Source organism: Shewanella sp. M16 (assembly GCF_018224605.1).
GTDB lineage: Bacteria > Pseudomonadota > Gammaproteobacteria > Enterobacterales > Shewanellaceae > Shewanella > Shewanella oncorhynchi.
The window spans coordinates 54,743-71,623 of record NZ_JAGTUL010000025.1; the positions used below are offsets into that span (position 1 = coordinate 54,743).

Consider the following 16,881-nt stretch of genomic DNA (forward strand, 5'->3'; position numbering starts at 1 on the left):
ATCTCATGGACACGATGTTAATCATCAATATTTTACTGGCCTTAGCCATTTATAAATTCGTACTCGTCCCAGTGCATGCATTGTTAAGTGCCGTTTGCTTGCGTGCGCTACGCACACTAAACCCGCGTCATAACGGCAACATAAGCGGCAGCATAAACGGCAATACCGGAGGTAAATCATGAAACGCTTAGCACTGACGCGCACACTACTGGGCGTCACTATTTCATGTTTGCTGACAACACACGCCTATAGCGCGGGGGTTTCAGGTTCACTAAACGATTTTTTCAATGGCCTAGGCTATGGCACTAACGTGACCAATCCGGGCTCATTCAAAGGCCAAAGCGCCAACTACTACAGCGGCGGCAATCTCTTTGTGCGTAGCCCCATTCGCGACGCGCAGCTCGTGAGTGTGCAAATGCCCAGCATTGCCGCAGGCTGTGGCGGTATTGATATGTTTATGGGGGGATTCAGCCACATTAACTCTGACGCCCTTGTGCAACAAGGCAAGGCTATTATCGCCAACGCTGCACCGTTCGCAGTCGATTTAGCCCTGCAGACGTGGGCACCGCAAATCAAACAGATTAAGGACACGCTAACGGCCATTGCTGATAAGTATCTCAATCAGTCGATCAATTCTTGCGAGAGTGCCCAAGCGGGCGTATCTGCACTGGCGGGGTTTGCAGGTGTTGGCAGTCAAAAATACATTTGTGCCACTATGGGCACACAAAATAACGCGTTTGCGGATTGGGTATCTGGCCAGCAAGAATGCGGCGCGGGCGGTCAAGCTAACAATCAGCTCGATAACGCAAAGAAAGATCCCGCACTAAAAGACATGGTGCGCAAAAACACCAATATTGTGTGGGCCGCCATTTTAAAAAACACCTTCCTTGCCAGCGATCCCACCTTGGCAGAATTTCTCATGTCGATTTCGGGCACGTATATCTATGACGCGACCGGCAATGCGCGCGGTTATGGCTCACTGCTGACCGACAACAATAACCTGATTAATAGTCTGTTAGAGGGCGGCAAAGCTGAAAGCTATCAATGCACCAATCAAGCCATTGACCAATGCTTAGCACCGACACAACAAACGATCACCATCCAAAGTAATCACGGCCTGCAATACCGCGTAGAAACCTTACTCAGAGGTATCGCCAGCAAGATGCAAAACGACCAGCCACTAACAGATAACGACAAGTCGCTGCTCGAATACACCACACTGCCCATCATGACCTTTTTACGTACCGAATTGGAGGCAGGACTCACGCCCCAAACCAATACTTACGCCAAAATCATCAGCGTGCAGTTTATTACCCTCTATCTGCAAAACATGCTGTCGATTGTGAAATCTTCAATCACGGCCACGAACAATGATCCCAAAGACATTGACCGCATCGAGAAAGACATTATCAACGCTAACCGCTTTTTAGAAGGACTCACCGCTAAAGCTCAAAATGAGGCGATATCACAGCACCAGCTCATTATGCAAAACCAGCAAATCAAACAGCAAATAACGGGCGCCATGAGCGCTAAAGCTAAGGCCAACTTGAATTTTGGGGAGCGATAACCATGGCGGTTGAGATTTTCACGTACAGCAACGGTGACGTAGCCAAGCAAGTGATGAATGCCATTGCCGTGCTGTTCAAGTCCGATTCATTTGCCAGCATGATAAGCATCTGTGCACTGTTTGCCGTGGTGGCCACCGCGCTGCACTTTTTCATCAAGCGTGACCATAACGCGATTATGAAATGGTGCGCGGTTTACTTTGCCGTGCCATTGCTTGCCATGAACACCACCGCCACAGTGCAAATTACCGATTTAACCAATCCGACGGGTAACTATCGCGTGGACAATGTGCCCGCGATAGTGGCATTTCCGGCCTCATGGGCATCGCATTATATGTATGCCACCACCCAAACGGTGGAAGATATTTTTCACGTACCGGATGATCAACAATACAGTAAAACGGGCATGATGTTTGGCTCTGAGCTGTACAAGTTATCCAGACAAAGCGAGATAGAAAACACCCAACTTAAAGGCTATTGGCAGCACTACATCAGCAGTTGTATTCGCGGAGATATGCTACTCAATAATAAATACACATGGCGAGATTTAGCCAGTGCGCCGGATATTTGGGACTTTCTAGCGACTCACAACCCTTCGCCACTACGGGCGATTCAAATGGGTCCTAATGACTATCCTACCTGCAAAGAAGCCCTTCCGCGCCTCAAGCAGCTATTCCAAGCAGACAGCGCAAAAAGCATCAAGTTACTGGGCAGTTGGATTTATGGTGAAAAGGCCACAAGCCAACAAAGCTTTTTGAATACCAGCATCAGCAGTGGTTATCAAAAATACGCCAATATCAGTCAAAGCGCGTCGCAAATCACGCTGCAAAACATGACGATTAACGCCCTGCGAAATGGCCTTGCAGATGATGCAGCGGTGAGCAACAACACCGCCGCCGCATTCAACTACGCCTATACGCAAAACAAAATGCAAACCACATCGATGTGGGCGGGAATGGCCCTGCAGGCGCGGGAATTTTTGCCCATGCTGCAATCGATTTTGTTTTTGCTGTTTAGCTCTGTCGCCTTTTTAGTGGTGGCGATTGCCATGATCCCCTCACTCACGTTTCAAGTGCTCGGCAACTATTTCAAAGGCTTTATCTACCTTGGCACATGGCCGGTGATGTTTGCCCTCATTAACTTCATCATGACCACGCGCTTATCCCTTAACGCCACCGAAATCACTAACATTTACGGCGGTATCACGTTAAGCAACGTTGATCCCTTACAAGAAATGCACTCCCGCTATGCGGCCATGACCGGCTTTTTAATGATGAGCGTACCGACATTAATTGTCCCGCTCATTATGAAAGGCGGCGCGTCGGTAATGAGCAGTATGTCGCATCAGTTCGCGGGCATGATGAGCAGCGTTAACGCGCGCACCTCTGCGAGTGCGGCAAGTGGTGATATCAATTTGGGTAACGCTCAGGTGGATAACTACAGCTACAACAACACCAACGGCAATAAAATCGACACCACTGGCGTTGAACGTATTCATGGCAACACCAAGCAAGATGCAACTGGCTATGAAACCACCACCTTTGATGATGGCAGACAAGTCATTAATGGCCAAAATGCTTTAAGCCGTAGCTTGCCAGTGAATATCAGCAGTAACGATGTGGTCTCAAACTCCTTATCGCAATCTGGATCAAACGCGATCAGTGCGAGCAAAATTGAGAGTGAGCTAGCAAGCGAAAGCCTCGCCACCGTCAAGAATGCCGCACTAAGTCAAATGAGCGGGGTCAATACCTCGAACAGTTATGGCAGCAATAGCGCCACCAGCGATAGCGGCACCCATAACAAAGGCTTCGCAGATATGCGTAGTACGGTTAAGTCTTTTGCTAAGGACTTCAACCTGACAGAAGACCAAGCCACAAGTACCTTATTATCAATGTATGTCGGAGCAGAAGCAGGGGTGAAACTCGGCACACCTGGGAGTGGATTTCTTGGTTCTAGTGCGCACGTATCCGCCAATACTGGCACTAAAGGCTCAACCGATGATGTCAGCACAGCCCGTACCAGTGAAAGCGAACGTGACAGTCTACAGCAAAGCTACCTTGACCAGTTCAGCGCTAACGTTAACACCGTCAAATCCTATAACAGCGGCGAACAAGCCAGTACAACCAACAGTAAAAACGAAGGTGAAACACAAACCTTCCTACAAGGACTTAACGAAGCGACTACCCACGCCAAAAACTCCCAATCCCAGCTCACTGAAGCCCAAAGCTACACCGATGCGGCTAATCGCGTGAAAAGTGGATCTATCAGTATTAGTCACGATTTAAATCAAGACTTTGTGGAATTCGTTGGAAGATCAAGAGATGAGCAAGGTGATTTCATGGCGGTGATCAGGGGGCAAACGCCAGAAATGCAGCAAGAGCGAACCAAACTTGCGGCTGAATTTACGAACAGCCCTGAAGTGAAAGCCATTGCTGAGCAATACAAAAACGCAGCGTTACCGCAAAACCGCGATGACATTGTGCAAGCTCAGGAGCGCTATGCCGCCGATATTGATTTCAATAAACAGCAATCACCACAGTATGCCCCTGCGCCGTTCAATGACAGCCTCTACCAAACGGGCGAATTTGAGCGCATCCAAGGCCATGCAGCGCAAGGCAACGCGGAAATTAGACAAGATGTGTTACACGAAGAACAGACTCATAACGCGTCTAGCGTCCCGAGCATTGATATGGAACAGGCCCGTGCAGACGCAAAAGCGGCGCACACCCTAATACAGCCAGACAATCGAAGTGACGATGAAAAAATGGCAGAAACAGTGCGTCAATCAAGTCCCTTTAATACAGGACCAAAAATGTGATAATAGCCATGACCTTCAATCAAAAAGAGATAACCTAATGAATATCATAAAAACATGCCTATTATTAATTTGCTTATTAAGTTCAGTATCTCAAGCAGCACCGCTATCGCTACAAGAAAAAGATTTTCTTGTAGGTATTATTAACACCTACAAGTACAAAACAGGTCAACAAAAGCAAGAAGACTTAGCAGATTACTATACTAGCATCGCAAGTATGCTCAAAAGCGGCCAAATAAACTACAACTATGACTTCACTCAAGATTTTATAGATTTCATTTGTAAACTGTATCCAGATAATTGCAGCAAGATTTTTGCTGGAGAAACTATCGAAAATTTAAATTTACGAAATGATTTACTAAAAAACTTTTACGAAAGTGATTTGGTTAAATCAAAATCTGAAAATTTTGCGCAGCAAATTATGCCACCGTATTTAAAAAATAAATTTGAATTGCAAGATAAAAAAATTATTGCTTGTGACAAGCTAATTAACAACATCAACTCTGGGAAATTACAAATTCAGGATATTACTATTAAGCCATTTATAGCTAAAGTTCAAAGCATAAGTAAACAAAACTTACAAGATACTAACAACAAAGCGCTAAATGACTACATCCGCCATGATGAAGAACTTAACTCCTTTATTGAAAATCTCTTAGATAAGGAGCCTCACTAATGACCTTAAACCCCAAACGTACTAAAGGCAGTAACTACACCCGTGGTGGCCAGATTTTATTTCACAATTTGCGGATGTTTCTGCAGATTAACGCCGTGCTTGTCCGCTGGACGTGTTTTGGCGTGCTCATCTTAACAGCGCTGCTATGCTATCTCTTCCTTGATAAAGACACCTTAACGGGCGCTTATTATTATTGGATAAACCAAACGGTTAGCGTGTTTAGACCAGAAAGTCATGTTATGCAGACTGAATGGCAAGGCACTGTCTATACCAGTACGTTAGGGTCTCAATTAGAAAACCCGATACTGATTGCGGCCAACAGCCGCTTTTGGTTATGGACACAAATTTACCTCCTTATTAGCTGTGTGATTGGCATCGTTTTCCTGTCAGTGGCCATGTGGTATTTCAAGAAAAAAGGCGATGAGCAAACCGAGGAACACTTTATTCGGGGGATGCAAAAAGCCACGCCGAAGGAATTAGCAAAACAGCTTAAAAAGGACAAGCGCCAGTCCGATTTCAAGCTCGATGGTATCGGTATTTTCAAAGAACGCTTTGAAGTACAACACTTGTTACTTGATGGCACCACGGGCGCAGGAAAGTCCGTGGCGCTGCGTAAGTTTTTAACGTGGATACGTGAACGGGGCGACAAAGCCATTATCTATGACAAAGGCTGTACCTTTGTCAGTAAATTTTATAATCCGGCAACGGACGTACTACTAAACCCGTTTGATGAACGCTGTGCCTATTGGGATGTGTGGTGTGATGCACATGAACCCTCAGATTTTGAGAACATGGCGAGCGCGCTCATTCCCCAACACGGCGAGGGCGATCCATTTTGGGTGCAATCAGCACGTACCATTTTTTCATCTACTGCATTTAAGATGCAAGATGAACCTAAAAAGAACCAAACCACTGAACGACTGCTTGAACTCATGCTGACCAGCGAACTTGAGTCCTTAAGTGAATACTTAAAAGGGACCGAATCGGCCTCACTGGTATCAGATAAAATCCAAAAAACGGCGATATCGATTAAATCGGTCCTCGCGGCCTACATCAAATCATTACGATTCCTTGCCGGACTGGATGAAAAGGACGAACAGGGAAAACTTCTTCGCCGCAAATTTTCTATTCGTGAGTGGGTGAAAAACGATGCCGAAAGAGGCTTTCTATTTCTGTCCAGTAACGCACAGCAACATGCTTCATTGCGGCCACTGATCTCAATGTGGCTATCCATTGCCTCGACCGCCATTTTAGAACAAGACGAAGATCCGGACCGCAGAATTTGGGTGTTGATGGATGAAGCACCAAGCTTGCACAAGTTACCTGAACTTGCCGAAACAATCGCAGAAGTGCGCAAGTTCGGCGGCTGTTATGTCATAGGTATTCAGTCTTTTGCGCAGCTTAAAAAAGTCTATGGCGAAAATGCGGCGCTTGAAATGTTCGACTTGCTCAACACTCGGCTATTTTTCCGCTCACCCTCTAACGAAATGGCCAAAATCTCGTCTCACGATTTAGGTGAGCAAGAAGTCGATGTCTCTAAAGAGCAATACAGCTACGGCGCTAATGAAATCAGGGATGGCGTATCACTGGGCCATCAAACAATTACCCGCCCTGTGGTCACGCCCTCTGAAATCATGCAGCTTGAAGATTTACAATTTTGGCTGCGCACGCCTGGCAATTATCCCGTGGTAAGAGTGGATTTAGTCTTTAACCAAATGCGCTCACTGTGCGCCCCGTTTATTAAGCGGGATTACACACCATCTGAGAAAGTGAAGAAATTAGAGATAAGCCTTAACTATCACCAATTCAGCGCGGCACAACATCTCGATAAGGCCGATAAAACCAAGCTCCAAAGCATTCATGACACCATGTATGAAGGGGATGAAAACAATGATGAACGCAGCGCGGAAGCGCAGCGCATGACCAAACTTGCTGAAAAAACCGATGCGGTCGCCCAAAGCCTCATCGATGCGAAAAAGGCCAAACCGACAGAGTTAGCGCTCAAAGATGCAGAGAAGAAAAAAGCCGCTGAAAAACAAAAGGCCAATGACCAGCACATTGAGGATGCACAGCGACTTGAAGAGCAACAAATAGCCTCAGTACATGAAGAAATATCGCTCGACTAAAGGAGCTAAAACGATGACCTCATTCAACACCACAGTACGAGTGCCCGAATTGTCGGCGAAAAAGCCCTCACGTAAAGCCTCTAAAAATGACAATGAACGGATGAACGTCATGCGTCGAATTGAAGCCATCAAGGAACTCAAAGCGCTGGGCTTCACGTCTGACGAAATCAAAGCCCAACTCGACTCAGAATAAACCTACCGGATTAGTTCACCTCGTGCCCCGCGCGAGGTCCCTCTAAAGGAATATCATTATGCTTTCCATCAGTCCCATTGCGTCGAGCGCTGGCGGCGCGGCCAGCTACTACCTCAGTGAAGAAAAGAACCTCAATTTGCCTGACGTGTCGTTAGAAAAAGCAGCGGACGCCAAAGAAGGGGAAACCAACTATTACTTGAAAGAGCAGAGCGCCGAGCCCAATACCCAATGGTTTGGCAAACTGGCAGAGCAAGAGGGAATGCTAGGTAAGCCCGTTGAAGAACATCAACTCAAAGAGGTGTTAGCCGGTAGCCTGAACGACCAAACGCTTAAAACCCAAAACAGCAACGCCCGCAACGGTTTTGACTTTACCTTTTCGGCGCCTAAATCGGTCAGTTTACTTGCACTCGTGGGCGGCGATAAACGCTTAATGACAGCGCACGATGACGCGGTAAAATTCGCGTTATCGCATATCGAGAAAGATGCGGCGCAGGCCAGACAAACCAACCCTGATACCAAAGCGACCTCTTTTGAAAACACGGGAAATTTGCTGTTTGCGATGGTGCGCCACAAAACCAGCCGTGAAGAAGATCCGCAGCTGCACACCCACTCACTCACCGCCAACATGACCAAGGACAGCGAGGGCACATTGCGCGCTCTGGCAAGTAGCTTTAAACAAAAAGGCGGCATCATCAATGGCACAGGTGAGCGGGTTTATAACCATCAAAAATACTATACCTCGCTCTATCAAAGCGCCTTAGCCCGCAGTGTTGAACAAGCGGGTTATCAAACTCGTTCACTGGGTAATAATTTGTTTGAAGTGGAAGGTGTCCCGCAGTCCTTACTCGATACATTTTCAACCCGTAGCCAGCAAATCAACGAACAAACCCAAAGCTTAGGTTTAGACTCACAAGCCGCGCGGGACGTGGCCGCAAAGGATACCCGCAAGAGCAAAGCCTATACCAGCGAAGCCACCTTGTTTGAGCAATGGAAAAACAAAGCCAATAACAGCGGCTTTAACCTGACAGGCTTTGTAACAAACAGCATGTCACGAGAAACATCACTCAATGCGTTAGCGCTCAAACCCGCCGCTATCGATGCGGTGAGTCGCGCGATTGAGCACGCCAGTAACACCCAAAACCGTTTTAATTACGCGAAATTAGTGGAATCAGCCACGCTTGAATTTACGCAAGGCCAGAAGCTCGATGCGCTCGATATTAAATTGGCACTCGATAAGCACATTGAAGATGGCGCACTCATTCCACTTGATAAAGAGTCTGCAACCTTTACCAGCGCCGCCCACATCAAAGCAGAAACCAACCTGCTAGAGAGCATCAAGCCCAAAACGGCCAACATGCGCCAAGTGGTCGATACCAACACGCTTCAAGGCAAAGGCTTAAATGCGGACAACCAAAAGAAAGTCTCTGAACTGTTCGCCAGCACAAAACAAGTTAACCTAGTGAACGTCTTTGGCAGTAGCGAACAACTCGCCACAGCCCTGCTCAATGTCGGTGAAGCCAACGGTAAACGTATTCACATCATTACCCCTGACATGAAAAGCAAACTGCACACCAGTGAACGGGTACAACGGGATTCATCGACTATTGGCAAGTGGATAATGAACCACTTCAAACCTGACCACACCCATACACTCAGCAGCTTTACTAAAACGGCCAACAACACTAACCGCGATATTTTAGTGGTTGAGAACGCCAATAAACTCGGCCTTAACGACTTTAATGCCCTGCTCGCGCAAGCCAAAGCGGGTAACAGTAAAGTGATTTTGCTCAATCACGCCAATGCCAAGCAAGGCATGAAAGCCGGTAACGCTATCGAGGTACTTAAAAAAGGCAACGTAAACGAAAGCAACTGGGTCGCCACCAAACAAAGCAACACAGCCATGCGACTGCATGAAAGCAAAGACAGTGACAGGGTTAACCTGATTGCAAAAACTTACGCGCAACTGCCCGAGAAGCAACACACCCAAGTCATTGCGGGCACCCATAAAGACGTGAAGCAGCTTAACAGCGCGATCCGCGCAGAACTGCAAAATCAAGGTGACGTATCGCGCCTTGGGCTCAACATCCCTACCCTTAATCCCGTGTTCTTATCCGCGCAGCAACGGGAAGTCGTCGGCCAGTACACCAAGGGCATGGTACTCACCCAATGGCAAAAAGTCGGTGGCCGCAATCAACAGCAGCAATTGACGGTGGACAGTGTAAACCGCGATAACAACACCCTCACGCTGATAGACAAAAACGGTAAAGCGTCCGAGATTAACCCCAGCAGCAAAGCCTTTAAAGCCGCAGAGTACGCGATCGCTAAACCGGACAATTTACATATCGCCAACGGCGACAAACTCATCATGGCCACAAACCATCAAGACAGTGGTTTGAGCAAACAAATTTATACGATCAACGCCCTGTCCAAAGAATGGGTCACGCTCAAAGACGAAAGCGGCAAACAACACAGCGTTAAAGCCAGTGCATTGCACCATGCGCCGCTCAATCATGGTTACGCCACCACGCCAAGCAATGCCAGCCCTAATGCAAGTCACCACATCGTCAATATTAAAGCCTATAGCGCCTCAAAAGAGTGGTTACATGACACGCTGACACAAGGCATCAAACACATTGATATATTCACCGACAAGGCACAACAATTTGATGACCGATTAGAAAAAAGTGAAGTGAAACCATCCAGTATTTCGCGCATCATGCAAGCCGCTGATATGCCAGAAAAGTTCGTGAATAGCCAAACTACGGCCCTGCTCACCCAAGATGTGACCGCAGCACTGAATGCCATTGGTGCCCAGCATCAAGACAAAGGGCTTATTCACAATGCCGTGGATTTTGCCATCCAGCACATTAGCGAGAAAGAAGCCGGTTACTCACAAAAAGAACTGATTGTTAATGCGATCAAGTACGCCTTTGAGGAAAAAGGCACCAGCATTACCCAACATGAAATCATCAACACCCTGCAACACATGGCCACGAACAGCACGGATAAAGGCGCGCCCTCACTCCTGAGCGCCGAATACCACGACGGCACCCGCTGGACCACCCAAGCCGCCATCGATACCGAAGTGCGTATTTTAGACAGACTACAAGCGGGCAAAGATCAACTTGCGCCCCTTACCAGCGTTGAACACGCCGCGCAGGTACTCAGTCAAAATCAAAACCTGACCGATGGCCAAAAAGACGCGACCTTGCTTATCACCACCACCAAAGACCGATTTGTAGGTGTTCAAGGGTTAGCGGGTACGGGTAAATCGACCATGCTTGAAACGGGTATCGATCTTGTTAAACAAAGCGAATCCATTCTCAACTCACAACCCAATAAGACACCGACACAATTCATAGGTCTAGCGCCGACACACGCCGCCGTTAACGAACTCAAAGACAAGAACGTCGAAAGCCAAACTGTGCAATCACTCCTAAGCAACTTTTTAAGCCAAGATGCGAAACCAGACCAATACGCTAACACCGTGTTCTTGCTCGATGAATCCTCGATGACCAGTAACGCCCAAATGGATAAATTTACCCATTTGATTGAGACAACAGGCGCGCGCGCCGTGTTCTTGGGTGACACTAAACAGTTAACGTCCCAAGAAGCGGGTAAACCTTTTGAACTCGCGTTAAACAAAGGCGCAATCAATAGCGTCACCATGAAAGACATTGTGCGCCAACAGAACAGCACGCTACTGAGTGCAGTACACAATATTGTCGATCGCCAAGGCGAAAGCGCTATTGATAAAATTCAGCAACAATTACCCTTTGACCAATACATCGCGCCCACCGCGAACGACGCGGTAACGCCCGAAAAGCAGGCTACCGCTAACATCAATCAAAGTTTGAATATCATTTCGACTTTGCAGTCGATAACCGATAACCCGAAGAAAAACCAGCAACTGGCGACCGAAGCCCTGCCCGCCACGGTGGCACTGGAATACTTGGCCAGAACACCTAAAGCGCGTGAAAATACCCTTATCATTGCGTACACCAACAAGGAACGCGACGACATTACCCACGAAATCCGCCAAGGGTTACAGCAACAAAAAAGCCTCAGTACCGAACAATTCACCGTACCGAGATTACGCGGTGTTCATGCCAGTAAGGCGGAATTGGCGACCATGTTGCCCTATCAGCAGGGGTTAATCCTAACGACCAGTAAAGACAGTTATTTTGAAATTATGAAGGTCGATAAGCTCAATAACATGCTCACCCTCGCGGATATGAAAACCGGCGAGGAAAAGCATTTCTTCCCCAAAAATCATGGCCACAAATTCACGAACCTTTGGGCTAAGAGTGAGCAACCTCTCGCAGAAGGCGACAGTATCATGCTCCGCAAAAGCGATATTGACCGTGAAATGCAGGGCAACAAAACCTATACCGTTAGCCGCATTGACGATAAACAAATGCAGCTCAAATCCACGGATAACCACACATTAACGCTCTCAACCAAAGAGTTGAAAGATGCTCATTGGGATTATGCATACACCCGCACCGCCGATATGGCGCAAGGGGCAACCTATGAGAATGTCATTACTGCGATTAAGGGCCAAGGTGCATTAACTAACGTAAGGCGCGCGTATATCGATATCACCCGTGCCAGTAAGCACGTAAAAATCATCACCGATAACCCGCAAAAAATGATGCTCTCATGGGTCAATAACGATCCCAATAAAGTCTCTGCACTTGAGACAAGAGATAAGTATTACCCTGAACATACCCCGCTATTTAATGACAAACCCTTGCCGCAGGAAAACCCAAAGTACCTCGATGTGAATGGATATGTGGATCTAAAACGGATGGCCACTGAGCTAAATGCCAAGCTTCCGGCCTACAGTGAATCGCTGGCAACGCAGCTTTTAGGTGAGCCGAACCGCGATAAATCAGACAAAGATAACCTGACATTTGGCAAAGAGGGGAGCCTAACATTGACCACAACGGGCCAATATCGTGGCTATTTTAAAGACTGGAAAACCGGCGATAAAGGCACCCTAATTAACCTGATTATGGTCGCTGAAAAATGCAGTTATAAGGATGCACTTTATAAAGCCGATAAAATGATGAACGAACCCGATAAATATAATCTGGTAAAAAACCCACAGCATGATGAATTAACACATGCCATTCCGGTTAAGCAAAGCCAATTAGAAGCGCGCGCGAAGCAATACTTTAACGAAGCAAAACCTATAGAAAACTCGCTCGCACAGACGTATTTAAACAAGCAAGGCATCGACGTTAAGCAGCATGAAAACTTACGTTTTCACGATGCCGTTTATTCGTCAGAAAAACGTGGAACCTTCCCCGCATTAATTGCGAACATCACCAATGATAAAGATGAGACCAAGGCAGTAGAAATTGCTTACCTTGATAAATCCAGCGGTGACATTGCAGCGCTTAAAATAAATAAGCGCATACTCGGCTCCAAATCGGGGAACAGCACGACGATCAACAAAGGCAATAATTTAGACTATAGCATTGTCGCTGTCGGTGTAGAGAACGCGCTTAAGATAAATGCTGATAATAAAAACGGGGCTGACGTTATTGCGCTTAACAATAATAATGACACCAAAACATTCAATACAAATGAATTGCGCGAAAACGTGATAGTGGTACTTGATAATTCACAAGACACTGCAAAACTGGCTAATGACCTTACCGAAAAATTCAGCAAGGAAAATATACATGCGGTTATTATTGAACCCAGCCTGATACCTGACGGCTTAAACAAAGTCGAAACGACAAAGCAATTAGTCAACGAAGCGATCTATAGCATCACGACAAAAGATAATACCCTATCTAAAGCCATTCAATCATTGAGTCATGATATTGCAGGCACAAAAAATATCACGATGAAAGATGACAGCACTAACGTAACGACGAATAAAATAAAGCACGATGAACACTATCAACATTTAGCAATGGATAGCCACCGTTCAACGACGAAAGAATACTCCCCCAACATCGACAATCCTAAATTGGATATTGGGGAAAAGACCATGTAATGAATATATAAAGAGGACACTTAGTCCTCTTTATTTTCGCCCGCTAAAATCTGCTCAACTTTTTCCTCTGCCTTTCTCATAGTGTCCTTATGCTTAATACCTGCATTCTGTATATCTACAGGAGCCGCATTGTATGTCTGGTAATAGACCAAACTGCTAGTGTGTTGTGCCTTAACTGTATAGGTCAAAATCACCTCTAACAGTTCGCGAGTAGATAACCCCTCGGCATCATCTTTATGCTCAAGAATACGCAGAGCAAACAAGATCAAATCTCGCGCGGCAGCAGCATCTTTTTCTAACCCCTTCTCTTCTCGATAAGCAACAATCTTGGCATAGAGATCTGCATCGCAGGGGACTTGCACAACTTTACTTCTGGCCATAGTGACATTATCCAATGTATTAAAAGTGTATTAACAACGTATCGGTTTGCATTATAACTGTATTAACCAGTGTATTAAAGTTTAATACACTCACAAAATGAGTTAATAAGTAATTCTTTTATAAACATCACTTTAATACTAAATAATACACACGGTATTAATACTGTATTAATCCGCCTGAAACCATTGGTACAAGGGCTTTTAATACGATTGTATTATTTTATTAATACACCTTTAATACGATTTAGTGTAAAAACGAAATGAATTTTCAAAAAAAAATATTTAAACTATTTTGATATTTAAACATTTAATTTCAATAATTTACACCACAAACAACCATAAGAATTGATTTATCAATTCTTGCGTGGGGTGTGGTCTTATTCTCAAGGTTCCAACTTCACTATTTCGCCAGGGTTTTGCACTTTTCATTTTTTGGGGATTTTTTGGGAATTTTCGATTTTTGCTAGGCTGCTGCCGTATGAAGCGGCAAAGGTATCGGGGGATTTTCAAGCCAAAAAAACGCACTCAATGAGTGCGTTTTCTGCAAGCGTGGCGGCTTAATATTCGCTTGGCAATAATGCGGTGGTTCGTGCTCTGTCTGCCTCAGTGATGATCAAAATCTTAATCCCTGCGAATAAATAGGATGATATTACCCGTTCATTATTTCGAAGTGCGTGATCATTAGATTGCCTATCCTCATCAGGAACGAGCCCCCAATCTCCCAACGCGTGACGGTAAAATAATACTGCCAGTTCTTCATTGCTTGAATTTTCGATTAGCGCAAGTACGCCTTGCGAGACATACCCAGCCCCAAGCCACGCTAACACCCTCTTTTCTCTTGCGGCTTTTTCTTCTATTGTTTCTAACATAAAAATCCCATTACTATTTATTTAAACTGAACTCATTAAACTAGATGGCTTTTTATTTATAACGTTAATTCGATTAAATAATGATGTGCCTTAGATGCTGCGATTATCCCTTTCAACATTTCTAGCCAACTTGCTATATAGGAATCATGTTGAACGTTACCGTTAACACTTAACTAAACCATTAAAAGAACTTGCTCCTAATTCGGCGAATGGCTTTTAAAATTGGCAATTACATGAGCGAAAGTTAAATCCTTTATTTCTATCAAAACGATCTTAATATCCTGCTAGGTGAGTTAAATCGTGCAATGCTGCCTCGTAAAAATCGCAAAACTTTAAACAACTAAAAAATGGCATTTTACATTGATTGATGGCAACACAATCCCCGCCGTACTTCTCCGTTTATTTACTCACCAAAATTTATTATAAAAAATCTACACATAGCAAGGTGAAATTAATCTTATTTCATTCAATCGCGCCGACCTCTGAAATTTTTAACGCCTCAACCTCCTCCATTTAAAACCAGTTGTAAATTAGATGACGGCAGAGCCGCCACTTTAACCATTAATAATTAGCAAGGATTTCACATTTTGACAGCTGCTACTTTTCTGCCAACTTGCCTATCAATTGTTTTGCGCTATAAATGGCATTAGGTGTTATTTTACGAACCCAAGCTTTAGAATATCGCGACCATTTAAAAGCATGTTTTTTTATTGTTAACCGTAGCGCCTCGCTTGGTATATCATCAAAAGTTATTTTAATACGTCCATCTTCCTCATATAACGCCCAAGAAATCCCCTCAATTTCACCGCTTGCACTCAATGCAACTTGATTATGTAACTTTTCCAAATCTTCAATTCGATCCCTTACGGTGCGAATAGTCGCGCTGTTATTTGCGATTGAGTAACTAGCAAACCCTACCCGACCGCAAAAATCCCCCTTTAGTAATTCTTCCGCTTCTTTTTCGGTTAGCTTATGCGTTTGCGTCATGTACTCGATTTTGTCGGCGTCCGTCATATGCTTAGAGCGGATAACTTTATTGATCGCTTTCATCGTTTCTTGTGAACGCTCCAAGCCTGCGAGTTTTTCTTTTAGTTTGGCGATAGCTTCGGGATCATCCGATGCAATGCCATTAGTGCCAACGCTGGCCGCTCTGTCAGCGTAATAACCCGCTTTTTTGCTTGCCGCAACAGATTTACCCATATCATTAAAAATCTTGTCTGCGTGGCGTCTCGCGCGTTTCTCGCTATGGTGTCCAACCAAAATTGGCTGGCCGAACGGAATACAAGAAGCAAGGCTTCTAGACGACTCATAAAATTTGTTTGAGTCTGCCGCCGCTTTACCTGCGGCGCTCTCTAAGCGGTCACGCTTGCTTTCGAGGCGATCTTGATAATCGCCAAAACTAACCACTTTGCGAGTGTTGTCATCGTTTGGCGGTGTTGGCTCAGGGGCTTTGGAATCGTTCGACAACGGGCATAAATAGCCGTCTAACAATGCCTGTTTAACTTGTGCATAGGTAAAATGCGGCTTTTTCGCTTTGACTTCTTCAAAGGTCAAAACGATATCGTCAGAAAAATGATAGGGACAATCAGAAAAACGCACTTTAGTTAATACACCATCAATCACGGTTACATAAATTTCTAGCTCTGAGTATTCCTTCTCGTACCAGCTCCAAAAGAAATTTATATCAACGATCTGCGGGGCATTATCATTAAAACAATCATCCATCCCCATTGTTTGGGTTCTGAGTACGATCTTTGTCGCCATTGACAACAACACTGCAATTTTACTTTTTGCGTTTTTACGTAGTTTCCCATCTTTAAAGCCTTTCAATTTATCGTCTTTGGAGAGCCTGCTTGTCGCTTGTAAGCTGGCTTGCTCGCTGAAAGGCTTAGTGTGGCTTGCTGGGGTAGTGATTGAGTGTGTCATGGGCTGCTTGCTCCGTTTGGGGTCTATCATCTTCGTTTTCGCCTGACGTCCTGCTCGCTTGCCATCGTTCTGATTGACAAGGGCGCGCAGCGGCGAAGCGAACCCTTGGCAAGCGGGTTGTGGTGAGCGACAGATAAGACGGAAGCGTAAACGAAAGGGATAGCACCAGGAGCGGCCATGATGCCGAAATGAACGACCAGCTTAGCCACACTTGCCGCGCAGTGAGTAGGACTGTGCTTGGCGGTTTGGTGGTTGCGTTAGGGATTGGCAAGCAGGAACGTAGAGCCACGGCAAGCTTGCTTGCCATCAGTGGATCAC

Annotated in this window: 10 protein-coding genes; 7 read left to right on the plus strand and 3 right to left on the minus strand. The window is 45.6% G+C overall.

What is annotated here, in order from left to right; genetic code table 11:
- Nucleotides 1–5 precede the first annotated feature (5 nt).
- Genes KFE26_RS16310 through traI form a run of 7 tightly spaced genes read left to right on the plus strand, consistent with a single transcriptional unit; the run spans nt 6 to nt 13,388 of the window.
- Complete coding sequence (locus KFE26_RS16310; protein WP_212601047.1) at nt 6–182, plus strand: hypothetical protein; 177 nt, start codon at nt 6–8, stop codon at nt 180–182.
- Complete coding sequence (locus KFE26_RS16315) at nt 179–1,567, plus strand: conjugal transfer protein TraH (protein WP_212601048.1); 1,389 nt, start codon at nt 179–181, stop codon at nt 1,565–1,567. Before KFE26_RS16310 ends, KFE26_RS16315 begins: the two co-directional genes overlap by 4 nt.
- A gap of 2 nt (nt 1,568–1,569) precedes the next feature.
- On the plus strand, nt 1,570–4,383 hold the full coding sequence (traG, locus tag KFE26_RS16320; protein WP_212601049.1) for a conjugal transfer mating-pair stabilization protein TraG: 2,814 nt from the start codon (nt 1,570–1,572) through the stop codon (nt 4,381–4,383).
- Between the two features lie 37 nt (nt 4,384–4,420).
- On the plus strand, nt 4,421–5,056 hold the full coding sequence (locus KFE26_RS16325) for a hypothetical protein (RefSeq protein WP_212601050.1): 636 nt from the start codon (nt 4,421–4,423) through the stop codon (nt 5,054–5,056).
- The gene (gene traD, locus KFE26_RS16330; RefSeq protein ID WP_212601051.1) at nt 5,056–7,182 is read left to right on the plus strand and encodes a type IV conjugative transfer system coupling protein TraD; all 2,127 of its coding nucleotides are present in this window, start codon (nt 5,056–5,058) and stop codon (nt 7,180–7,182) included. The genes KFE26_RS16325 and traD overlap by 1 nt, the downstream gene beginning before the upstream one ends.
- A gap of 13 nt (nt 7,183–7,195) precedes the next feature.
- A complete protein-coding gene (locus KFE26_RS16335; RefSeq protein WP_041411649.1) occupies nt 7,196–7,375 on the plus strand; it encodes a thyroid hormone receptor interactor 11-like protein in 180 nt (59 codons plus the stop codon).
- A gap of 58 nt (nt 7,376–7,433) precedes the next feature.
- Nucleotides 7,434–13,388, plus strand: coding sequence for a conjugative transfer relaxase/helicase TraI (gene traI, locus KFE26_RS16340; RefSeq protein WP_212601052.1), 5,955 nt, complete (start codon nt 7,434–7,436; stop codon nt 13,386–13,388).
- Nucleotides 13,389–13,408: 20 nt separating this feature from the next.
- Here traI and KFE26_RS16345 read toward each other — a convergent pair whose 3' ends face one another.
- The 3 genes from KFE26_RS16345 to KFE26_RS16355 all read right to left on the minus strand — a co-directional run bounded on the left by KFE26_RS16345 (nt 13,409) and on the right by KFE26_RS16355 (nt 16,467).
- A complete protein-coding gene (locus tag KFE26_RS16345) occupies nt 13,409–13,768 on the minus strand; it encodes a hypothetical protein (protein WP_006087379.1) in 360 nt (119 codons plus the stop codon).
- A 557-nt stretch (nt 13,769–14,325) separates the two neighbouring features.
- Nucleotides 14,326–14,637: a hypothetical protein gene (locus KFE26_RS16350; RefSeq protein WP_212601053.1), complete on the minus strand. Its 312-nt coding sequence runs from the start codon at nt 14,635–14,637 to the stop codon at nt 14,326–14,328.
- Between the two features lie 597 nt (nt 14,638–15,234).
- A complete protein-coding gene (locus KFE26_RS16355) occupies nt 15,235–16,467 on the minus strand; it encodes a DUF3560 domain-containing protein (protein WP_249195780.1) in 1,233 nt (410 codons plus the stop codon).
- Nucleotides 16,468–16,881 lie beyond the last annotated feature (414 nt).